At 68.6% G+C, this 22,136-nt stretch carries 13 protein-coding genes and 1 pseudogene; 4 read left to right on the forward strand and 10 right to left on the reverse strand.

Translation table 11 applies throughout. The features are described from left to right. Nucleotides 1-273: 273 nt before the first annotated feature. The 3 genes and pseudogenes from NI1_RS25820 to NI1_RS37450 all read right to left on the reverse strand — a co-directional run. Nucleotides 274-2,427, reverse strand: a complete 2,154-nt coding sequence (locus NI1_RS25820; RefSeq protein ID WP_067825630.1) for a 3-hydroxyacyl-CoA dehydrogenase NAD-binding domain-containing protein — start codon at nt 2,425-2,427, stop codon at nt 274-276. A 35-nt stretch (nt 2,428-2,462) separates the two neighbouring features. After that, nucleotides 2,463-3,674 (reverse strand): acetyl-CoA C-acetyltransferase, encoded by a 1,212-nt coding sequence (locus NI1_RS25825; RefSeq protein WP_067825632.1) that lies wholly within the window; start codon nt 3,672-3,674, stop codon nt 2,463-2,465. Between the two features lie 2,036 nt (nt 3,675-5,710). Beyond that, nucleotides 5,711-7,330, reverse strand: a pseudogene (locus NI1_RS37450) (DNA polymerase III subunit gamma and tau); the annotation flags it as partial. A gap of 425 nt (nt 7,331-7,755) precedes the next feature. Here NI1_RS37450 and NI1_RS25835 point away from each other — a divergent pair. Both NI1_RS25835 and NI1_RS25840 read left to right on the forward strand, forming a co-directional pair. Beyond that, nucleotides 7,756-8,589 carry a hypothetical protein gene (locus tag NI1_RS25835; protein ID WP_067825634.1) on the forward strand — a complete coding sequence of 278 codons (834 nt, stop codon included), beginning with the start codon at nt 7,756-7,758 and terminating at the stop codon, nt 8,587-8,589. Between the two features lie 107 nt (nt 8,590-8,696). Further along, a complete protein-coding gene (locus tag NI1_RS25840) occupies nt 8,697-9,995 on the forward strand; it encodes an ammonium transporter (RefSeq protein WP_067825636.1) in 1,299 nt (432 codons plus the stop codon). An 89-nt stretch (nt 9,996-10,084) separates the two neighbouring features. Here NI1_RS25840 and NI1_RS25845 read toward each other — a convergent pair whose 3' ends face one another. Next, nucleotides 10,085-11,428, reverse strand: a complete 1,344-nt coding sequence (locus NI1_RS25845; RefSeq protein WP_245663401.1) for a neutral zinc metallopeptidase — start codon at nt 11,426-11,428, stop codon at nt 10,085-10,087. Nucleotides 11,429-11,506: 78 nt separating this feature from the next. Between NI1_RS25845 and NI1_RS25850 the strand changes: the two genes are divergently transcribed. Beyond that, complete coding sequence (locus tag NI1_RS25850) at nt 11,507-13,099, forward strand: DUF2207 family protein (protein WP_067825639.1); 1,593 nt, start codon at nt 11,507-11,509, stop codon at nt 13,097-13,099. Between the two features lie 43 nt (nt 13,100-13,142). Here NI1_RS25850 and NI1_RS25855 read toward each other — a convergent pair whose 3' ends face one another. From NI1_RS25855 to NI1_RS25880, 6 genes are read right to left on the reverse strand one after another with little or no spacing between them, the layout of a single operon-like run. Beyond that, on the reverse strand, nt 13,143-15,842 hold the full coding sequence (locus NI1_RS25855) for a fumarate reductase/succinate dehydrogenase flavoprotein subunit (RefSeq protein WP_067825641.1): 2,700 nt from the start codon (nt 15,840-15,842) through the stop codon (nt 13,143-13,145). Between the two features lie 32 nt (nt 15,843-15,874). Then, nucleotides 15,875-16,621 (reverse strand): ABC transporter ATP-binding protein, encoded by a 747-nt coding sequence (locus tag NI1_RS25860; RefSeq protein WP_067825643.1) that lies wholly within the window; start codon nt 16,619-16,621, stop codon nt 15,875-15,877. After that, on the reverse strand, nt 16,618-17,481 hold the full coding sequence (locus NI1_RS25865) for an ABC transporter permease (protein ID WP_067825645.1): 864 nt from the start codon (nt 17,479-17,481) through the stop codon (nt 16,618-16,620). Before NI1_RS25865 ends, NI1_RS25860 begins: the two co-directional genes overlap by 4 nt. Beyond that, nucleotides 17,478-18,917, reverse strand: a complete 1,440-nt coding sequence (locus NI1_RS25870; RefSeq protein WP_067825647.1) for an ABC transporter substrate-binding protein — start codon at nt 18,915-18,917, stop codon at nt 17,478-17,480. The genes NI1_RS25865 and NI1_RS25870 overlap by 4 nt, the downstream gene beginning before the upstream one ends. A 33-nt stretch (nt 18,918-18,950) precedes the next feature. Beyond that, on the reverse strand, nt 18,951-19,178 hold the full coding sequence (locus NI1_RS25875) for a 4Fe-4S dicluster domain-containing protein (RefSeq protein ID WP_040744775.1): 228 nt from the start codon (nt 19,176-19,178) through the stop codon (nt 18,951-18,953). After that, nucleotides 19,178-19,942 (reverse strand): GntR family transcriptional regulator, encoded by a 765-nt coding sequence (locus NI1_RS25880; RefSeq protein WP_439957298.1) that lies wholly within the window; start codon nt 19,940-19,942, stop codon nt 19,178-19,180. The genes NI1_RS25875 and NI1_RS25880 overlap by 1 nt, the downstream gene beginning before the upstream one ends. Before the next feature lie 685 nt (nt 19,943-20,627). Between NI1_RS25880 and NI1_RS25885 the strand changes: the two genes are divergently transcribed. After that, on the forward strand, nt 20,628-21,899 hold the full coding sequence (locus tag NI1_RS25885) for an ROK family protein (protein WP_067825651.1): 1,272 nt from the start codon (nt 20,628-20,630) through the stop codon (nt 21,897-21,899). Nucleotides 21,900-22,136 lie beyond the last annotated feature (237 nt).

Consider the following 22,136-nt stretch of genomic DNA (forward strand, 5'->3'; position numbering starts at 1 on the left):
CCTCCCGGGCGCGCCTGTGGATTCATCTCTGGCCACCTCGAACTGGAAAGAGCGCGTACCAAACCGCGTACGGGCTGTTCCGGTCTTCACCCGCGCATATTCCAACGTAGCGCGGTCCGGACGCAGGCGTACACGAATCGACACAGCTACGAGTAACCCGGACGAACACGCCCAAGCATCTCCAGCATGCACAACGGCCCGGACCGCGACAAACGCGATCCGGGCCGTTCGAATCCCTAGGTCAGTGGCGCATTTGCGCCCGCAACCGGACTACTACTTACGCAGCGAGGCGGGAACCTGGAAGCGGTCGCCGAACTTGGCGGCCAGCTCGTCGGCGCGCGCCACGAAGGCTTCCTGTCCACCCGGGTAGCCGACGATGAACTGGTGGGTGCCACCGGTCCAGGCCGGGAACCCGATACCGAAGATGGAACCGATGTTCGCATCCGCGGTCGAGGTCAGCACGTTCTCGTCGAAGCACTTCTGGGTCTCGATGGCCTCGGCGAAGAGCATGCGGTCCTTCAGGTCCTGGAGGGTGACGCCTTCCGGCAGCTCCCGCGAGGTCTTGAACAGGGTACGCAGCTCGGGCCACAGGTTGGTGGCCTTGCCGTCGACGTAGTCGTAGAAGCCCGCGCCGCCGGCCTTGCCCTTGCGGTCGAACTCCTCCACCAGCTTGTCGAGGATCTGCGCGGTCGCGCCGGAGGCGGCGTCGATCTCGCCACCGGCGGCGATGATCGCCTCGGCGGTCTCCTTGTAGATCTTCTGCATGGTGGTGAAGTTCAACTCGTCCGACAGCTTCAGCGGCGCCGCCGGGTAGCCCGCCTGCAAACCGGCCTGCTCGATGGTCTGCGGGTCGACGCCCTCGCCGAGCATCATGATGGCTTCGTTGATGAACTTGCCGATGACGCGCGAGGTGTAGAAGCCACGCGAGTCGTTGACCACGATCGGGGTCTTGCGGATCGCGAGGGTGTAGTCGTACACCCGGGCCAGCGCCTCGTCAGAGGTCTTCTCGCCCTTGATGATCTCGACCAGCGGCATCTTGTCGACCGGCGAGAAGAAGTGGATGCCGATGAAGTCCTCGGCCCGCTTCACGCCATTGGCGAGCAGGGTGATGGGCAGGGTCGAGGTGTTGGAGCCGAGCAGCGCATCCGCGTCGACGATGTCCTCGATCTCCTGGAAGACCGCGTTCTTGAGCTCGGGCTTCTCGAAGACGGCCTCGATCACGAAGTCCACGCCCGCGAAATCCTTGGGATCGGCGGTGGGGGTGATGCGAGCCAGCAGCTCGGCGGACTTCTCCGGGGTGGTCTTACCGCGGGAAAGCGCCTTCTCCTCGATCTTCTCGGAGTAGTTCTTGCCCTTGTTGGCGGCCTCGATGGTGACGTCCTTGAGGACGACCTCGATGCCGGCCTTGGCGGTGACGTACGCGATGCCCGCGCCCATCATGCCCGCGCCGATGACGCCGACCTTCTTGATCTCGCGCTTCGGGATGTCCTTCGGACGCGAACCGCCGTTGTTGATGGCCTGCAAGTCGAAGAAGAACGCCTGGATCATGTTCTTCGCGACCGGGCCGGTCAGCAGCGAGACGAAGTAGCGCGACTCGATCAGCGACGCGGAGTCGAAGTCGACCTGCGCGCCCTCGACCGCGGCGGCCATGATGGCCTGCGGCGCCGGCATGTTCTGGCCCTTGAGCTGCTTGCGCAGGTTGGCCGGGAACGCCGGGAGGTTGGCGGCGAGCGCCGGGGTGGTCGGGGTGCCGCCGGGGATCTTGTAGCCCTTGACGTCCCAGGGCTGCACGCCCTTGTCCGGGTTGGCCTTGATCCACGCCTTGGCGGCCGGGACCAGCTCCTCGACCGAGCCGACGACCTCGTTGATCAGGCCGGTGGCCTTGGCCTTCTGCGCGTTGAACTTCTGGCCCTGGAGCAGCACGCCCATCAGGCCGTTCGCGATGCCCAGCATGCGGGTGATGCGGGTGACGCCGCCACCGGCGGGGAGCAGACCGAGGGAGACCTCGGGCAGACCCAGCTGCACGCCCTTCACATCGGCCGCGATGCGGTAGTGGGTGGCGAGGGTGATCTCCAGGCCGCCGCCGAGGGCAGCGCCGTTGATGGCGGAGACGACCGGCTTGCCCAGCTGCTCCAGACGACGCAGGTCGTCCTTGATGAAGGTGAGCTCTTCCATGATGGCAGCGGCGTCGGCCTTGGTGGTCTGCATCATGTTCTTGAGGTCACCGCCGGCGAAGAAGGTCTTCTTCGCGGAGGTGATGACGACACCGGTGATGTCGTCCTTCTCGGCGACCAGGCGGTCCACAGTGGCCCGCATGGAGTCCTTGTAGAGCTGGTTCATGGTGTTGGCGCCCTGGTTCGGGTCGTCCATGGTCAGCACGACGATGCCGTCGGCGTCCTTTTCCCAGCCGATCATGTTCTCAGTCATTGTGTTTCGTTCTCCTGAAAAGTCTCGGGTGGGCGTCAGACGCGCTCGATGATGGTGGCGACGCCCATGCCGCCGCCGATGCACAGGGTGATCAGGGCGTAGCGACCGTTGCGGCGGTGCAGCTCGTCGATCATGGTGCCGGTGATCATGGCGCCGGTGGCGCCCAGCGGGTGGCCCATGGCGATGGCGCCGCCGTTGACGTTCAGCTTCTCGTCCGGGATTTGCAGGTCCTTCTGGAACTTCAGCACCACGGAGGCGAACGCCTCGTTGATCTCGAACAGGTCGATGTCGTCCACGGTCAGGCCCGCCTTGGCGAGGGCCTTGTGCGCGGCCGGGGTCGGACCGGTCAGCATGATGGTGGCGTCGGCGCCGGAGATGCCGGTGGCGACGATGCGGGCGCGCGGGGTCAGACCCGAAGCGGCGCCGGCCTCCTCGGAGCCGACCAGCACCAGCGCGGCGCCGTCGACGATGCCGGAGGAATTACCGCCGGTGTGCACGTGGTCGATCTTCTCGACGTAGGTGTAGCGCTGCATGGCGACGGCGTCGAAGCCGCCCATCTCGCCGATGCCGGCGAAGGCCGGGTTCAGCTTGCCCAGGTCGGCGGCGGTGGTGCCGCGACGCATGTGCTCGTCGTTGTCGAGCACGGTCAGGCCGTTGATGTCCTTGACCGGCACGACCGAGCGGGAGAAGTAGCCGGCGTCCCACGCCTTGGCGGCCAGCTCCTGCGAGCGCACGGCGTAGGCGTCGACATCGTCGCGGGTGAAGCCCTCGATGGTGGCGATCAGGTCGGCCGAAATGCCCTGCGGGACAATGTAGGCCTCGTAGGAGGTCTTCGGGTCCATGAACATGGCGCCGCCGTCGGAGCCCATCGGCACGCGGGACATGGACTCCACGCCACCGGCGATGACCAGGTCCTCGAAGCCGGAGCGGACCTTCTGGGCGGCCAGGTTGACGGCTTCCAGACCCGAGGCGCAGAAGCGGTTGATCTGGACGCCACCGACGGTGTCGGGCAGACCCGCGGCGAGAACGGTGGTGCGGGCGATATCGGCACCCTGATCACCCACGGGCGAGACGACGCCCAGGATGATGTCCGAGATGCGATCCTCGTCCAGGTTCGGGAACCGGTTCCGCAGCTCCGCGACCAGACCGGTGGTCAGGTCGATCGGCTTGACCGAGTGCAGCGAGCCCTTGCGGTTCTTGCCGCGCGGAGTGCGGATGGCCTCGTAAATGTAGGCCTCAGTGGTCATATCCGAGTTGTCCTCTCTTAGGTGCGCCGACACCGCGTTGTGCGGGTTGGCCGCGGGTTACCCTCGCCGATCGGTTCTCTCGAACCGACCGTCCTGACGCTGTACAAACTGCGACAGGAACCAGTTAGTTGACTCGCCAGTAGCCCGTACGCCTGGGCATACCTTAGAACCTCACCGAACCAGAACTCACGGCCACCCGATCATAGTACGCCGCGATGCGAACTCCGGTTAACTTAAGGCCCTCCATAGGCGAACTGTCAACCCTCCAGCGGTGTGGCCCCCAACTCGGCACGCAACAGCTCCAGCGCCACATCATCCGGGTCGCGCCGCTCCCCGGCCGGCACCGGCTTCGCCGCATCCTCCAGCATCTCCCGCTCTTCCTCCTCCGTAGTGGCAGGTGGAACGCCGTCATAACCTACTGGCGGGTAGTCAACAGCCCCCGGGTCGTCCGGAAGGTCCGGGCCGTCCGGCAGCGGAATATCGTCCTCGTAAGGCGTCACCTGCGGTGCGGACGCACCCTGACCCGATCCGCCCGAACCCGTACCGGCCGGGGCCTGCACAGGCGCGGCCGGCGCCGCAGGAGCCGCGGCCGGAGCATTCCCCCACCCGGTAGGCGCCTCGGGAGCCGGCGCAGCCGCGGCCGCCCCCTTCGCCTGGCTCGGCCGCGAGAACTTCGGCGCCGCCTTCTTCTCGGCCTCCTTGGTCGCCGGCCCGCGCCCACCCGGTGCGGTCGACCCGCCCCGAGCCGCCGGGGCCGACCCCGCGCCCCCGACCTCCCACTTCACGTCATGATCGCGCCCCAGCACGGCCTTGACCGCCGACCGCACCGCCTCCAGGTTCTTCGGCTGCGACAACCGCTGCGCCAGCGGTGCGTGCTGATGCGCGAAAACGATCGTCGCCCCTTCGACCCGAGCCACGCTCGCCCCGGACAGCAGCGCCTGCACCGCCGCCCCGAACTCCCGCACCTTGGCCCGGATATCCGCCCAAGCGGCTTCGATCTCCTGCAAAACGGCGTCCCCGGACTGCGCCGCGGCGACCGGCTCCGCACCCGCCGCAGGCTCCTCGGACTCCGAGTCCGCGGCAGTGCCCGCCGCGGGCGCCTTGCCGACCGGCGCACCCCACTCCGCAGTGGCGCGAACGGGCTTCGAATCAGGCTGAGCAGCAACGGGTTCCGCGTTCAACCCAGAATTGCCGGCCGCAGCCGCAGGCGCGGCACTCGGCACACCGGCGACGATCTCCGGTGCAGCCGGATCAGCACCGGCGGATTCCGCGAGGGCCGACTGCGAAGCAGCCGATTGCGCAGCACCATCCACAGCCGGGGACACATTGCCGGGTGCCACGGGACCCGACTGCGACGTGGCCGGATGCACGGCATCACCCACAGCTGGGGACACACTGTCAGGCGCCACAGGAGCCGACTGCGACGTGGCCGGATGCACGGCATCACCCACAGCTGGGGACACACTGTCGGGCGCCACGGGAGCCGACTGCGACGCGGCCGATTGCGCAGCCTCGCCCACAGCCGAGAGCGCAGCGCCGGGTGTCGCAGGGGCCGCGGCGGTGCTCGGCTCTTCCAGACCGATCAACCCGGGTTGCGGCAGCGGTTCCGAACTCTTCTGCGCCACAGCCGTTTCGGCGGATCGATCAGCACCCGCCGTAGCGGCAGTCGGGGCATCGGAAGCGGAATCCGATTGCGGCACAACAGCGTCGGCTGCGGCGTGAGGTTCGGCCGGATGAGGGGCGGAGCTGGACGGTCCGCCGGCAGCATCCGGCGGCACCGCAGCGCCGGAATCGGAGTCGGCGCGAATGTTTCCCGAGTCTTGAACAGCCGCAGCGCGTTCGGCGGGGTGGGCAGCCTGGGGCGCGGTGACGGCACCCGCGCTCGCGGCCATGCCAGAATCGGGCCGGCCGGTCGCGGCTGCGCCGGAGTCGGTCGCTCCGGTAGTTGAGTCATGCTGCGCGCCAACGGCTTCCGCGGCCTGAACGGCCGCGATCGAAACCGGGCTCAGCTCGGGCGGACGGATAGCGGTCACAGCGGGCTGCCCGGCGGCTTCGGGTGCCGCGGCCTGCGGCCGTGCAGCTTGCGCCGGGGTCGAACCCTGGTCGCCCGGCGCGGTTGCCGGAGCACTCCGCATCGTGGGCGCTGGTGCCGCGGAGACCGGCGACTGAGAGGTGGCCGCCGGCGGTACGGGAGCCGGGACGTCTTGCGCTGCGCGCTGCTGAGCGGCGGCGGGCTGTTGGGGGGCGATGGGGGCCGCCTGGGCGGCCGGGGGCACTTGCGCGCCGGTGGGCTGCGATCCGGCGGGAGGTGTTGGGGTTCCGTCTTTTTCGGCACGGAGGGCGGCGAGGGCTTCCGCACCGCGGCGGCGATTTCCGGAAGCCGGGGGCGCGCTCGGGGCCGAGGCATCGGCAGAGGCGCTGCCTTGCTCGGCGGCGGGGCCCGCGGCGCGAGCGGGCGCGGCGGAGCCACCGGGGGCGGCAGCCGCGGCGGCCGGGATGCCGTTCGCCATGCGGCGTTCGATGGTTTCGAGGCGTTGCAGGGTCGCCGACTCGGCTTCGGAGGCCGAGGGGAGCAGCATGCGGGCGGCGATCACCTCGAGGAGGAGGCGGGGGTTGGTGGCGCCGCGCATGTCGCCGAGGCCCTCGTGGAGGAGTTCGGCATGGCGGGCGAGGGTGGCGGGGCCGATGTTGTTCGCCTGGGCGCGCATTCGGTCCAGGACGTCGCCGGGGCCGGTGACCAGATTGCGCTCGGTCGCGTCGGGGACAGCGCGCAGGAGGATGAGGTCGCGGAGGCGCTCGAGGAGATCGGTGGCGAAGCGGCGGGGGTCGTGGCCGGCTTCGACGACGCGGTCGATGGTGCCGAACAGGGCCGCGCCGTCCGAGGTCGCGAGGGCCTCGACGGCATCGTCGATCAGGGCGATGTCGGTGACGCCGAGCAGGGAGACCGCGCGGGGGTAGGTGACGCCCTCGGGGCCCGCGCCCGCGAGCAGCTGGTCCAGGACGCTGAGGCTGTCGCGCGGGGAGCCGCCGCCGGCGCGAATGACCAAGGGGTACACCGACTCTTCGACCTGTACGTTCTCCTGGTCGCAGATCTTGCCGAGCAGGCCGCGCATGGTGGCGGGCGGGAGCAGGCGGAAGGGGTAGTGATGGGTGCGGGAGCGGATGGTCGGCAGGACCTTGTCCGGCTCCGTGGTGGCGAAGACGAAGATGAGGTGGGCCGGGGGCTCTTCGACGATCTTCAGCAGGGCGTTGAAGCCCGCCGTCGTCACCATGTGCGCCTCGTCGACGATGAAGACGCGGTACCGGGATTCGGCGGGCGCGTAGAAGGCGCGGTCGCGGAGTTCGCGGGTGTCGTCGACACCACCGTGGCTCGCGGCGTCGAGTTCGATGACGTCCAGGTTGCCCGGCCCGCCGGGGCCCAGCGCGACACAGGAGGAGCAGACGCCGCAGGGTTTCGAGGTCGGTCCCTGCACGCAGTTGAGCGAGCGCGCGAGGATGCGCGCGGAGGAGGTCTTGCCGCATCCGCGCGGACCCGAGAACAGGTAGGCATGACTGATCCGCCCGGTGTCGAGCGCGATACTCAGCGGATCGGTGACGTGCTCCTGACCCACCACTTCAGCGAACGTTGCCGGTCGGTACTTCCGGTACAGAGCCACGCAGGCAGGTTACCGGGACGGTCCGACATCGAGTTATTCGCTGTGGGGCCGGTCGCCGAGTTGTCCGTTTCCCGGCCTGTCGCAAGCAATCGTGTGGCGTACATCACATGCATTCCGAGAGACCGGTCTAAACCGACCGGACCGGACTGAAATCCTGTGAGTGAGCTCAGCAAATTCTCAGCGCGTTTTTAGGATGGAAATGCCGGACGCGCCTGGTCTGCAAGATCACCAGATGCAGTCGTGCGTTCGGTTTCAACTCCGCAGAGCGGACATAACGATCCAGTGAACCGATGCGGCAAGATCGCAATCGTTTGGCTACCGTGGACATCGGCAACTTCGGTAGCCAAACCTTCATCAGGTTGGTGGCCCCGGCCGGTCCCTCATCCCGACCGGGGCACAACCAAATTTTCCGGAGGAACGCCCCAGTGCCGTCGCACGACGACATCGCCCAAGCCTGGCTCTCCAGCACCGAGTTCGCCGGTGACATCGCCGCGGTCGGTTTGCTCAGCCGGGCCATCGCCCCCCAGGACTACGACATCAAGCGCGCCTCGCTACCGGTGTCGGCCGCCGCCGATCCGGCCACCGCGGGCGCCATCCTGGAGCTCTTGCAGCGCGGTCAGGTGCCGACCCTCGCGGCCATCGAGACCCTGATGGTGCAGAACGATATGCGCGCCGAGGCCGATCGCATCGAACGCCTGGGCCGCCGCGCCCAGCGCAGCATCGACGATTTCGGCCGCGTCATCGCGAAACTCACCGACGAATACTGGACCGCGCACGGCACCGGTCCGACCCGCCGCGACGTACTGCTCTCCGAACCCGTGGTGAGCCTGATTCGCGATCGCGTCGGCGATATTCCCCCGACCGCCGTCAAACACCTGTGGCTGATCGAGCGGGCGCAGCGCGCGGGCTGGATCGCCTACAACGCCACGCCCCGATCCCTGTGCGCCGGAAGGCGTTTCCATGCCGCCCGGTACGGAAATCGGGTCTCACTGCGCCCCGTGAACACCCTCGGCACCCTGGTCGCCACCTACCTGCGCGACCAGATCGCCGAGAACGAGCGCCCGCCGCGCTGGTCGGTGCTCGCCTACGAATTGCGCGACGATCGCGGCCGCCGCGTGTTCAACGACACAGCCGACGCCCGCGCCCAGCAGCAGTGGCTGGTGACCGCCGAGTGGATGGCCCTCGACGACGGCCAGCCCGTGCCCGGACCGCGCGGATTGCGGGCTTTGGGGCGCAAGGCTCGGGATCGCCGCAGCTAGCACCTGTTACGGGCAGGTATCCAAGTCCTCATTTTCGTAACAGCGCCGAAACGTGAGTTTTCGGTAACTTCCACGCAACGCGATTGCGCGCGGAAGGAGTTACCCCCATGACACCCCTGACCCTCGATCCGGCCGCCACGGCCTGGCTGCTCGCGGCCACGGCCATGGTGCTGCTCATGACGCCCGGGCTGGCGATCTTCTACGGCGGCATGGTGCGGTCGACCGGTGTGCTCAACATGCTGATGATGAGCTTCATCGCGATTCCGCTGGTCGCGGTGGTGTGGCTGCTGTTCGGGTACAGCCTGGCCTTCGGCGACGACGCGGGCGGCGGGATCATCGGAGACCTCGGTCATCTCGGGCTGTCCGGGATCGATCCGGGCACCCTGCACGCGATTCCGGGGACCGACGGCAAGGCCGTGCCGGAGCTGCTGTTCGTCACCTTCCAGCTGACCTTCGCGATTCTGACCGTGGCGCTGGTGTCGGGCGCGATCGCCGACCGCGCCAAGTTCTCCGCCTGGATGATCTTCGTGCCGGTGTGGGCGCTCATCGTGTATTCGCCGATCGCGCACTGGGTGTGGACGCCGGACGGCTGGCTGGCCGAGCTGGGCGCGCTCGACTACGCGGGCGGCCTGGTGGTCGAGATCGCTTCGGGCGCTTCGGCGCTGGCCATGGCGATCGTGCTGGGGCCGCGCGTCGGCTTCAAGGTAGACGCCATGCGACCGCATAATCTGCCGTTCGTGCTGCTCGGCGCGGGGCTGCTGTGGTTCGGCTGGTTCGGGTTCAATGCCGGTTCCGCCTTGCAGGCCAACGGCATTGCCGCCGCGGTCTTCCTGAACACCCTCGTCGCGGGCTGCCTGGGCATGCTGGGCTGGCTGGTGGTGGAGCAGGTGCGCGACGGCCGGCCCACCACCTTCGGTGCGGCGTCGGGTGCGGTGGCGGGTCTGGTGGCCATCACGCCGTCGTGTGGGACGGTGAACACGCTGGGCGCGCTGATCGTGGGTCTGCTGGCCGGCGTGGTGTGTTCGTTCGCGGTGGGCTGGAAGTTCAAGGGCAACTACGACGATTCGCTCGATGTGGTGGGCGTGCACTTCGTGGGCGGTGTGGTGGGCACGCTGCTGATCGGGCTGCTGGCCACCCATGTCATGACCGATGGGGCCGACGGGCTGTTCTACGGCGGCGGGCCGGCGCAGCTGGGTAAGCAGGTGGTCGGCGTGCTCGCCGTCGCGGCCTTCGCTTTCGGGGTGACGTTCCTGCTGGGCAAGGTCATCGACAAGTTCATCGGATTCCGGATCAGCCGGGAAGACGAGGTCGGCGGTATCGACTTCGCGCTGCACGCCGAGACCGCATACGCCGAAGGCGTGCACGGGCATTCGCCGCAGCGCCACGGAAAGCCCTTCGGGCACTGACGGTTCGAACAGAACGGGGTCCGGGGACCAAGTCCCCGGACCCCTTTGTGTCCATCCCACTCCCCGCCGCCGAAGGGCGGGCCGGCGCGCTAGTTCACCTTGCTCGCGGCGGCGGAGAAGGTGTTGCACTGGGCGGTGCGGTTCTTGTCGTAGCCGACCTCGAACCAGGAACCGCTGTTCTGGGCGGTGCCGTGGTCGCGCATATCGCCGGCCGAGTCGCCGCGATGGTAGGTGTCGGTGCGGGCCACGCCGATCTGGGCGTTGGTGAGCGAACCGCCGCCGTGCGAGGCGGAGAGAAACATGCCGTCGAAGCAGTTGGCCTGCAATTCGGTTCGGCGGGACAGCTCCAGCCCGGTGTCGCTGCGCACGCCCGCGTCACGGCGCTGCTGATGCACCTTGCCGAGAATGCCGGATTGGGCTTGGACGTGGTGCCCGTACTCGTGGGCGAAGACCGAGAGATAGACCACCCAGTTGTTCTTGAAGATATCGGTCTGCAACTGGCTGATCGGCAGGTAGATGGTCTTGTCCGCCGAGCAGTAGAAGGCGGCGAAGTTGGAGCTGCTGCCGGTGCACAGGGTGGTGATGCCGGTGGTGTCGGCGGAGACCATCAGCTTCGGCGCTTCGAAGCTCATATTGATCTCGGTGAACAGTGGCTTCCAGGCGTTTTCGAGGCAGCCGGCCGCGGTTTCGAAGAAGGTGCGCGCCGCCTCGACCTCGGTGCTCCACGCGGTGTAGTTGCATTTGGCCGGGATCAGGGTCAGATCCGCCCCGGTGACCAGTGGATTGTCGGCGGTGGCGGCGACGCCGGTGGCGCTGCCGCCGCCGGAATCGGGTGCGTAGGTGGTCTTTACGGCCTCACCGGAGCCGAGGCTGTCGAAGCCGTTGCGCACGGCGGTGCGCAGCAGCACCCCGGTGATCAGCACGATGAGGATCACCAGCAGGGTGCCCAGGCGGCGACGGCGCGGCCGGGCGGCCGGCGCGTGCGCACCGGGCGCGGGCATGGGGAGCCGATATCCGGGCTGCGCGGGCGCGCTGGTGGGCGCGGGCGGCGGCTGATAGGCGGGACGCCGCGAGAACATCTCGGTCTGCGCGGGCGGCGGCGCTACCGGGCGATAACCCGGCCGTGGCTGGCCCGCGGGCTGGGGGCGGCCGGGCTGCGGCTGCCCCGGTCCACGCGGCCCGGGATACGGCTGGACCGGGAATTGCTGCCCCGGGAACGGCTGGCCCGGAGGCGGATTGCCGTACGGCGGGCGCTGCGGCGGTCCCGGATTCGGCTGCCCGGGATAGCCGGGCTGACCCGGCGGCCGTCCCGGGTGCCCCGGATTCGGCTGCGGCCGGCCGTGATTCGGATTACCGCCCTGACCAGGGCGCGGCTGTCCGGGCGGGTTGCCGCCGGGAGGAGTCGGACCATAGCCGGACGGTGGGCGAGTCATCCCCCGCACCCCCCTCGTTCGTATGCGATAACCGACAGCCGCTGAGGAAGGATAGCAAGCTGTCTATAGTCGCCTGTCATGCAGATTTTTCGGGGGGGCGCTCTCGTCGCGCTGCTGCTCGCGCTCGCGGGCCTGAGCGCACCGGCCGCCCTCGCGCAGTCGGAGGGCGTGCGCATCACCGCGGATGTGAGTCTCGGCGACGATGGTCTGCTACGCGTGGCCGAGACCGTGGAAGTGCCCGAGGGCAGCGACTTCCGGCAGGTGCTGCCGCTGCGGGTGCAGGTCAGCGATACCGTGCAGCGCAGCTTCGAGGTCACCGAGGTGGAGGCCACCGGCGACGGTACGGCGCGGGTGGACGACGGCCTGTTCACCATCGAGGCGCGGCCCGGGTCGGCGACCTTCAAGTACGCCGTGCACAACACGGTCAGCAATACCGATGGCGCGCAGGTGTTCCACTGGACCGGCGTGCTGAACACCGATGTGGCGTCGATCAATGTGAGCGTGATCAGCCCGGACTTCCGGATGGGCGTCACCAAGTGCACCATCGGCCCGCCCGGCGCTCCGGAGGATTGCGCGGATATCCGGGTGGAGCCGGACGGCGTCGCACACCTGTCGAAGTCGGATCTGCACAAGGGCGATGTCATCGATGTGACCTTGCAGCTGCCGCCCGGCACGGTGAAGGCCAATGCCGATATCCAGGACGACGACGCGCCCGGCCCGTTCTCGCTGACCGGTCCGGTGCTGGCGGCGTTCGCGGTGCTGCTGGCGGGGCTGGCCGCCGCGGCGGGTTACGTGGTGTGGACGCGCCGGCCCGCCCAGGACGCGCCGCAGGTGCTCGATCCGATTGCGCGCGAGCACAATCGGGCCCGGTTCACCTCGCCGGACGGCGTGCTGCCGGGCACCGCCGGACTGCTGCTGGACGGCTATGTGGACCCCTGCGATATGGCCGCCACCATCGTGGATCTGGCGGTGCGCAGTTATCTCTGGGTCGCCGTGGCGGGTGAGAAGGATTGGCGCATCGAGCGTCTCAACCCCGCCGACGATCAGCTCACCGCCTACGAGCGCACCGTCTATGCCGCGCTGCTGCCGGACGGCGCGGATTCGGTCCTGCTGTCGGAGCTGAAGGGCAAGGTCCCGGTCCGTGCGGTGCGCCGCGCGTTGATCGACGATGCCGTGGCGCGCGGCGCGTTCGTGGATCGCACCCGCCGCGGCTTCGAATTCTGGCTCGGCGCGGCACTGATCGTCACCGGGGCGATCGCCACCGCCGCCCTCGCGCTCGGCCCCGGGCACGCGCTCATCGGCGTCGCGATCGCGCTGGCGGGTGTCGCGGCCCTGCTCCTCCCCCGCTACCTGCCGTCCCGTACGGCGCTGGGCCGTGAGCTGACCGGCCGGGTCCAGGCCATGTTGCGCGGTTTGGACGCGATTGCGCCGCAGCAACTCCCGCCGCCGGATCAGGAGCTGGTGTTCTCCCGTGCCCTGCCGTTCATGGTGGCCGGACAGCGCACCGACCAGTGGGTCCGCACCTTCCGCAATCTGGACCCGACCGCCGACGGTGAGACCGGCATCTACTGGTTCGGCGGCTTCGAAGGTGACCGCGACCTGCTCCGCTTCGGCGCGCATTTCCCGTACTTCATCACGGCGGTCGAGGGATTGTTCCGCGCGGCGAGGTGAAGACTCTTTCCGCCATTCCGACCGCCTCCCCGGGATCGTCCGGCTAGGAATTCGCGTGCAATGCCAGGGCGCGGCGGGCGTAGGCGCGGACGTCGGCGTCGGTGTCGTCGAGGGCGGATTGCAGTGCGGTGCGGGCGGATTCGGACTCCGGCCAGCTGCTGAGGGTGAGCACGGCGGCTTTGCGGATGTCGGGGTGGACGTCGGACAGGGCCGCGGTGAGGGGTTCGGCGGCCAGTTCGGCGCCGATCGCCGATAGGCCCCGGGCCGCGCCTTCCCGGATCTGCCAGGCCGAATCCCGTAATGCGGCAGCCAGATTCGGTGCATCGCCGGCGTCGCCGAGGCGGGCCAGGGCGGTGAGGGCGGCCGCGCGTACCAAGGGGTCGCGGTCGGTGATCAGAGTGCGGACGGCGGCCACTCCGCCCTGGCCGACGGTGGCCAGACCCTTGGCCGCGGCGATGCGGACTTCGCGGTTCTCGTCGTGGGCGGCGGTGGTGAGGGCGTTCCAATCGTCCAGAGAGACCAGTCCGTCCACGGCTTGAATGCGAACCCGGTGGTCGGAATCGAGTGCGGCCTTGGCGAACAGCTCCGCACTTCCGGCGTGCAGGGCGCGCAGCAGGTCGATGACGGCCGCGCGCACCAGCGGGTCGGGCGAGTCGGCATGCCGGGCGAGCTGGCCGGGGGCGGGCAGGATTTCGACGAGTTCGCGCAGGCCCGCCACGGCGGCGGCCCGGACTTCGGCATCGGTGTCGCCGAGCGCGTCGATGAGGCGGTCGCCGAAACCGTCCGGGGTGCCCTCGGTGAGGACGGACAGGGCGGTGGCGCGCACGCGCGGGTCCGGGTCGGACAGGAAGGATTCGAGGTCTTCCGCACTCGGCGCATCCAGGCTGAGCAGGAGGGCGATGCGCGGGGCGACGATCTCCTTCGCGGCCGGGGCAGCCGGGACGGTGTGGGTGTGCACTTCCGCCCCGAGATTGGGCGGGCTGCCGACGAGCGCGGGCTGCTCGACGGGGATGACCGCCGAGTCTTCCGAAGGCAGATCGTCGAGGCCGGGGACGGGGACGAAGTACGGGTCGACCGGACGCTTCAGGAATTCCATGTCACCGTCCTCGCCCTTGCGGAGGTTGAGGTGGTAGCGCCATTCCACATCGTCGCGCTCGGGTAGGTCGGCGCGTTCGTGGTAGAGGCCCCAACGGGATTCGGTGCGGGTGAGGGAGGAGCGGGCGGCCATTTCGGCGCAGTCGCGGATGAAGCTCACTTCGGCGCAGCGCATCAGTTCGTGCGGGGTCTGCGCGCCCATGGCTTCCAGGTCGCCCAGCATGCGGTCGAAGGTTTCGATGGCCAGCGAAAGTTTGGTGGCGGTCTTGGGCGGGGCCACGTAGTCGTTGACGAAGCGGCGCAGCTTGTATTCGACCTGCTGCTGCGGCGGGCCGTCGGGATTGCGCAGCGGGCGATAGATCAGTTCGTGCGCGGCCGCCAGCTGATCGGACGGAAGTTCGCGCGGCGCATCGATTTCGGCGAGCGTCGAGGCCGCGTGCGCGCCCGCGAGATCGCCGTACACGAACGCGCCGATCATGTAGTTGTGCGGGACGCAGGCCAGGTCTCCGGCCGCGTACAGGCCGGGCACCGTGGTGCGGGCGTTCTCATCCACCCACACGCCGGATGCGGAATGCCCACTGCACAAACCGATTTCGGAGATGTGCATCTCGATATCGTGGGTGCGGTAGTCGTGTCCGCGATTGGCGTGGAAGGTGCCGCGCGTCGGCCGTTCGGTGGTGTGCAGGATGCCTTCGAGGGCATCCAGGGTTTCGGTCGGCAGATGCGAGACCTTGAGGTAGATCGGCCCGCGCGCGGATTCGATCTCCCGCTTGACCTCCGACATCATCTGCCCGGACCAGTAATCGGAGTCGACGAAGCGCTCACCGAGGGCGTTGACCTGGTAACCGCCGAACGGATTGGCGACGTAGGCGCAGGCCGGACCGTTGTAATCCTTGATCAGCGGATTGATCTGGAAGCATTCGATGCCGGAGAGTTCCGCGCCCGCGTGATAGGCCATGGCGTACCCGTCACCGGCATTGGTGGGGTTCTCGTAGGTGCCGTAGAGGTACCCGGAGGCGGGCAGCCCGAGCCGCCCGCACGGACCGGTGGCGAGAATGACCGCCTTGGCGGCCACCGCGACGAATTCCCCCGTGCGCGTGTTCAATGCGGCGGCCCCGACGGCACGCCCGTTCTCGGTGAGCACCCGCACCGGCATGAGCCGGTTCTCGATGCGGATCCGCTCGCGCATCTTGCGCTGCCGCAGTACGCGATACAGCGCCTTCTTGACGTCCTTCCCCTCCGGCATCGGCAGCACGTACGACCCCGACCGGTGCACCCGCCGCACCGCGTACTCCCCGTACGCGTCCTTCTCGAACTTCACGCCGTAGCGTTCGAGCCGCTGCACCATGGCGAATCCGCGCGTCGCCGTCTGATAGACGGTGCGCTGGTTGACGATTCCGTCGTTGGCCCGGGTGATCTCGGCGACGTAATCCTCCGGCTCGGCCTTGCCCGGAATGACCGCGTTGTTCACCCCGTCCATGCCCATGGCCAGCGCGCCGGAATGCCGGACGTGCGCCTTCTCCAGCAGCAGCACGTTCGCACCCTGCTCGGCGGCGGTGAGCGCGGCCATGGTGCCCGCCGTGCCGCCGCCGATCACCAGGACGTCGCAGTCCAGCCGCAGGGTTTCGGACAGATCGGGAATCTCCATGAGTTACACCAGCATTCGCAGTCGGGGACGGATCAGAGGACGGCGAGATCGCCCGAATGATCCAGAGCGGTAATGATTTCGGCGCGCAGCGCGCTGCGGTCGAGGCCGAGGGTGCGCGGCTGGGGGACCTCCAGCAGGGCGCGCAATGGTTCCCCGGCGCGGCCGAGCACGGCGACGCGATCGCCGATCAGCAGGGCTTCGTCCACATCGTGGGTGACGAAGACGACGGTGGCGGGATGGGTCTGCCAGGTATCGATCAGCAAGCGCTGCATGGTGTTCCGGGTCTGCGCGTCGAGCGCGCCGAACGGTTCGTCCATCATGACCGCGCGCGGTGCGCCGGCCAGCCCGCGCGCCAGCTGGACCCGCTGGCGCATGCCGCCGGACAGGCTCTTGGGCAGGAAGTCGGCGAAACCGGTGAGGCCGATCTCCTCGATCCACTTCTCGGCCAGCGCGCGGCGGCCCGCGCGGGGTTCGCCACGCAGCTTCAGCGCCAGTTCGATATTGGCGCGCACGGTTTTCCACGGCAGCAGCGCATTGTCCTGGAAGACGACGGCGCGATCCCGGTCGGTGCCGGTGACCTCGATGCCGTCGGCCAGCACCCGCCCGGTGTCGGGACGCAGCAGTCCGGCCAGGGCGCGCAGCACGGTGGACTTGCCGCAGCCGGATGGGCCGGTGAGGATCAGGATCTCCCCCGGCTTCACCTCCAGATTCAGATCCGTGATCACCGGTGCGCCGGTGTAGGACAGACCGATCCGTTCCAGGGTCAATCCGATGCTCATTTCGCCGCCTCCGGGATGCGCGGCAGCCAGTGGGTGACCCGGCGGCCGATGAATTCCACCGCGGCCGAAGTGCTGTACCCCAGCACGCCGATGGTGATGATGCCGACGAACACCCGCGGGTAGTCCACGATCGTGTACGCCTGCCAGGTGCGATAGCCGACTCCCAGCCGACCGGAGATCATCTCGGCGGAGACCACGCAGATCCACGCCACGCCGATGCCCACCGAAAGCCCGGAGAACACCCCGGGCAGGCTGCCCGGCAACACCACCCGGAACAGCACATCCCACCGATTGCCGCCGAGCGTGCGCACCGAGTCCTCCCAGATGGTCGGCAGGGCCCGCACGGCATGCCTGGTGGAGACCAGCACCGGGAAGAAGGCCGCGAGGAAGGTGATGAACACGATCCCCGCCTCGTCGTCCGGGAACAGCAGGATCGCGACCGGCACGATGGCGATCGCCGGAATGGGCCGCGCCAGTTCGGTCAACGGCCCGACCGTGTCGGCCAGCCAGCGGGAACGCCCCAGTGCCACACCGAGCGACACACCGAGCGCGGCGGCGAGGCCGAACCCGCTCAGAATCCGGATCAGCGACTGCCCGAGATCGAGATAGAACTCGTCGGTTCCCAGCTGGTGCCGGAAAGCGCGCACGATCTCGGTGACGGTCGGCAGGGTATCGAACCGCACCCATGCCCGAACGTTGTTGGCGGTCAACAGCTGCCACAGGCCGATCGCCGCGATGATCGAAACCGAGCGGACCGCCCGAGACCGCCAGGCTCCGCGCCTGCGATGCGGACGAGACACGACGGCGGGCGATTCCGGCACCACGGCGGCCGCGAGTGGCGCCGCGGTGGTGGCGCTCATTGCCGGACCTCGCTGACGGCCTGCTCGTAGGCGACAGCCGCACCCGACGGATGCCCGGTCAGGTAGCGCTGCTGGGCGGCGGCGGTGGTGAAGGGCAGGTAGGTTTCGCCGTCGCGCACCCACAGGGCCTTGTCGGCGAACCAGCGGGTGCCGAGTTCGGCGTCCGGCACGTAGGCGGCGCGGACCGTCTTACCCTGGGCGCGAGCCTGTTTCACGGCGCGCAGCAGGCTGGTGGGGTCCGAAGCGACCTGGGTGGCATCCGCGCCGGTGAACCAGATCTCGCCGGCGAGCGCCGGATTGTCGGCGGTCTTGCCGCTCACCGGGTCGTTGCCCTTGACCGGTGCGGGGTTGGTGCCGACGGCCAGTTCGGCGTCGTAGTTCGCGCCGCGTTCCTTGAATGCGGCTTGCAGCGCGGTCGGATCCACGAACTTGTCGATATCCAGGTCCGCGAAGTCACCGATCGACTTCAGGTACTGCACATCGGCTTTGAAGGCGCTGATGAGGTTCGGCTTCAGCGTGGTGTCGAAGGAGGTTCCGCCCGGCCCGTTGTAGAGGTACACGACCTCCTGAGGCAGGCCGCTGCCCTCGGCGACGAGCCGCGCCGCCTCCAGGGGCTGGGTGTGGATGAAGTCGGTGGCGTCCAATTGGGCTTGCAGGAACGCATTCAGCACCTCCGGATGCTGTTTGGCGTAGTCACGACGCGCCACCACCCCGTGGAAGGTGGGGACGTTCAGCTCGGCCCCGTCGTAGAGAAGCTTGGCCTTGTTCTGGAAGACCAGCAGTCCGGGCCAGGCCACGAACTGCGAGAGCGCGGCCACCTGACCGGATTCCAGTGCGGAGGAACCGATCTGCGGCTGCTGGTTGAGTACCTCGACGCCGGTCTTCGGGTCGATGCCGGCGCGGGTCAGCGCCTGCACCAGGGTGCCGTGTCCGGCGGAGCCGACCGATGCCGAAACCTTCTGCCCGGCAAGGTCGTTGATGGACCGCGCCTTGGCATCCGGCGACACCACCACCATGTTCAGCGCGCCCTTGGGGTTGTAGCCGGTGACGGAGACGAATTCGGTCTCGGCGCGCTCGTTGGCCTGGGTGCGCGAACCGTTGATGAGCAGCGGATAGTCACCCATCGAGCCGATATCGATCTTCTCGGCCACCATCTGCGCGGTGATCGGCGCACCGGTGTCGTAGTCCTGCCACTCCACCTCGTACTTCGCGCCGCCGCCGTCGGTCAGCTTGTGCAGCCGCTGTTCCAGGAATCCCTTGGCCTTCAACAGGGTTCCGGCGGTCACGGTATTGATGGTCTTGGACTGGTAGCCGATGACGACCTTGACGGTGTCGCCGCTGCCGGACGACTGCTGCTCCAGCGAGCAGCCGGAGGCGGTGAGGGCGAGCGCGGCGGCCAGTGCGGCCGTGGCGATACGAGCGGAACGGTACTTCATGGGATTCCTAAAAAAGCTGCTGCCGAAGGGATTTCAGCGGAGGAGATAGGGCATATTGACGGTGACCGCGCCGGTGGGACAGCGCGCCGCGCACGGCCCGCAGTACCAGCACTCGTCGACGTGCATGTACGCCTTGCCGTTGTCGGGGTTGATCGCCAGCGAATCGAGCGGGCAGATCTCCACGCACAGGGTGCAGCCCTGAATGCACAGGGATTCGTCGATGGTCACCGGGACATCCGCCCGCTGATTGACCAGAGCCATCAGGTCAGCCTCCAATCGGTGCGCTCCGGCGGCCGGGTCAGGCTGCCGCGCATGGTGATCCGGTCGCCGCGCATCCGGATGTATTCGAGGTCCACCGGGCGGCCGTCCTCGAGCTTGGTGAGCCGTTCGAGCAGCAGCAGCGCGCCGCCCTCGGGCATGTGCAGGGTGGAGGCCGAGTGCGCGTCGGCGGTGATGGCCTCCAGGGCGAGGTCCGCGGAGCCGAGCGGGCCGCCGCTGATCTCCTCGATCAGCGCGAAGACGTCATTGGTCTCCAGGTCGCGGGTGATGACCTCGCCGCCGATATCGGGGACCAGGTAGGTGAGGTCCAGGCTCAACGGCAGGTCGCCGAACCAGCGCAGGCGCTCGATGTAGACGGCCTGCTCGCCGGGTTCGAGCCGCAGTTTGCGGGCGACGGCGAGCGGCGGCACGACGTGCTGCACGGCCCGTACCTCGTTGTGGACTTCGCCGTGGCCGCGCAGGGTCTCCTTCAACCCGAGCAGGGCGTCGAGGCCGTGATCGTATTTGCGGCGCGCGACATGGGTGCCGATCTTGGGGGCGCGTTCGATCAGGCCCTCGTCCTTGAGCAGGGCCAGGGCGTCGCGCACGGTATTGCGGGAGACCGCGAATTCGGCGGTCAGCTGCGCCTCCGACGGCAGCGCGTCCGCGAACGCGCCGGCGTGAATCTGCTGGCGCAGCACGTCCGCCACCTGGCGGGCGCGATCGGCGCGGCGTACGGGTCCGCGCAGTGGGATCGGTTCCGGCACCCTCAGCTCCTTTCGCCTTTGACCTGCGAGTTCAGAACTGTAAGGGCTTCGGTTGGGACCAATCCGGCCCTCACTCGCGGTACCTCATGGGGTGTGCGGTTCTGCGCCGCTCGGTGAGCGCCACGGCCTGCCGAAACGGCGGGGTTTACGGGTATTACGCCACCGGCGCGACCAGCACCGGGCTTGGAATCACACTGATCGGAATGCGTGTGCGCCAGTGCGGGTGGGAGTGAGCTGTCGAGAGCGGCGATATCTCGAGATGTGGGAGGTTCGAGTGTCGTCCGTCACGTTATGACGCGTCACCGTTCCCGGTTCGATGCGTCATCAAAAGTTAACTGGCGCAAAGATTTCGGTAGGAGGCGCACCACCCCGGAGGGTTTCCCGTCACACCCCCTCGATTCGCCCGGGCGGCCGGGAGGTTCGCGTTCGCCTTCCGTTCCCCCTGAGCGGAATGCTAATTTGATCCCATGTCTTCCAGTCGCCCCACCGCCGCACGGGTCACGTATGTGACCGTCGCGCTGGGTGTGCGGCTGCCGCGGCAACGGGAACTGTGTTGTCCCTGCCGTCGCGCAGCCGAGTACTGACCCCGATTCGCTCGAATCCGGGCTCTTCGCTGCATCGCTGATTTCTTCATGTAGGCATTCGTCCCGTTAGCCGACGGGACCGCAGCAAGGACTCCGAAATCATGTCCAGTCCCACGATCGAACGATCGCAAAATTCGACCGTCGCCACCGCACGCCTGGCTCCGGCCCGGCCCGCCGTGCCGCCGGAACTGCGCATTACCGACAACCCGGCCGCGGCTGTACTGCGCGCCGCGGCCCGCGGGCCGATCTTCCGCGATATCGCCGCTCAGACCACCGGTTTGAGTATCGCCACCGTGAATCGTCAAGTGTCCGCGCTGCTTTCGGCCGGATTGCTGCGCGAGCGGGCCGATCTGACCGCGTCCGGCGCGGTCGGGCGGCCGCGGGTGCCGTTCGAGGTCGATACCGATTCCTATGTGACGCTCGGCGTGCACATCGGGTCCACCGTGACCCGCATCGTGGCCGCCGACCTGTCCGGGCGAATTCTCGGCGGGCTCGAAATCGCCACTCCGCAAACGGGTCAGGACGCCGCGCTGACCATAGTGGCGCGCAGCGCCAAGGCGTTCCTGGATCGCCTGCCGCGCCGCAAACCGCTGTGGACGGGCGTGGCCATCGCCGGGCGGGTCGATCCCGCCGCGGGTGTGGTGGACCATCCGCGTCTGGGGTGGACGGCCGCACCGGTCGCCGCCGTGTTCAGCAGCGTGCTCGATCAGCCGGTTTCGGTCTCCGCCCACGTGGAGGCGATGGCGGCCTCCGAGCTGCTGCTCGGCCGCGAGCCCGGCGAAGAGACCCGGCCCGGCAGCAGCCTCTACATCTACGCGCGGGAAACCGCCGGTGTAGCAGTGACTTTGCACGATCGTGTGCACACCCCCGCCAATGGACCCGGCTCGATCGCGCATCTGCCGACCGGCTCGGACGTCGATTGCACCTGCGGCCGGCGCGGCTGCTTGGAGGCCACCATCGGTGAGCGTTTCCTGCTGGAGCGCGCGATCCGCAAGGGTGTGCTCCCCAAGCCGGAGGCCCCGCGCCGCCCGGTCGTCACCGACCTCTACCGCGCCGCCGACACCGGCAACGCGGCGGCCCGCGCGCTGCTCATCGAACGCGCCGAAATCCTCGGCCGCACCGCCGCACTCGTCCGGGACATGTTCAACCCCGACCGAGTAGTCCTGGGCGGCCAGGCTTTCACCGGCTGGCGTCCCGGAATGGAGCGCGTGGCAAAGGCTTTCAACGACTCCACCACCCTTCCGGCAGCCGACCTCCGCATCTCCCGCTTCGGCGGACGAGTTCAGGAGTTCGCCGCCGCGGTCACGTCGCTGAGCGTCTTCTACGCCGACCCGCTCTCGGCCATGCGCCGCGCAACGCGCACCGCGCGTTAAGAGATCGTGGGGGCAAGCCCCCACACCCCCAAAGGGAAGGGGTTCAGGGGCCAGCCCCGACCCCCGGGAGCGTGCGGGTAGCCCTAGCTCGCCACCGCACCCCCACCGCAGACGAGCTCGCCACCCGCACCTCCATCCCGCATGGGCGACAAGACACGGAACCCCACCACCGACGATCCCCGCAACCCCGCAGGCATGGAACCCGCAGGCTAACGACCCGCCACGCACCAATCTCGC

It is taken from the genome of Nocardia inohanensis NBRC 100128 (assembly GCF_001612945.1).
GTDB classification, from domain to species: Bacteria; Actinomycetota; Actinomycetes; order Mycobacteriales; family Mycobacteriaceae; genus Nocardia; species Nocardia inohanensis.

Coding starts and splice junctions, on each gene's coding strand:
- NI1_RS25820 (WP_067825630.1), bottom strand. CDS start 2,427: ATGACTGAGAACATGATCGGCTGGGAAAAGGACGCCGACGGCATCGTC.
- NI1_RS25870 (WP_067825647.1), bottom strand. CDS start 18,917: ATGAAGTACCGTTCCGCTCGTATCGCCACGGCCGCACTGGCCGCCGCG.
- NI1_RS25855 (WP_067825641.1), bottom strand. CDS start 15,842: ATGGAGATTCCCGATCTGTCCGAAACCCTGCGGCTGGACTGCGACGTC.
- NI1_RS25845 (WP_245663401.1), bottom strand. CDS start 11,428: ATGACTCGCCCACCGTCCGGCTATGGTCCGACTCCTCCCGGCGGCAAC.
- NI1_RS25825 (WP_067825632.1), bottom strand. CDS start 3,674: ATGACCACTGAGGCCTACATTTACGAGGCCATCCGCACTCCGCGCGGC.
- NI1_RS25840 (WP_067825636.1), top strand. CDS start 8,697: ATGACACCCCTGACCCTCGATCCGGCCGCCACGGCCTGGCTGCTCGCG.
- NI1_RS25875 (WP_040744775.1), bottom strand. CDS start 19,178: ATGGCTCTGGTCAATCAGCGGGCGGATGTCCCGGTGACCATCGACGAA.
- NI1_RS25865 (WP_067825645.1), bottom strand. CDS start 17,481: ATGAGCGCCACCACCGCGGCGCCACTCGCGGCCGCCGTGGTGCCGGAA.
- NI1_RS25885 (WP_067825651.1), top strand. CDS start 20,628: ATGTCCAGTCCCACGATCGAACGATCGCAAAATTCGACCGTCGCCACC.
- NI1_RS25860 (WP_067825643.1), bottom strand. CDS start 16,621: ATGAGCATCGGATTGACCCTGGAACGGATCGGTCTGTCCTACACCGGC.
- NI1_RS25850 (WP_067825639.1), top strand. CDS start 11,507: ATGCAGATTTTTCGGGGGGGCGCTCTCGTCGCGCTGCTGCTCGCGCTC.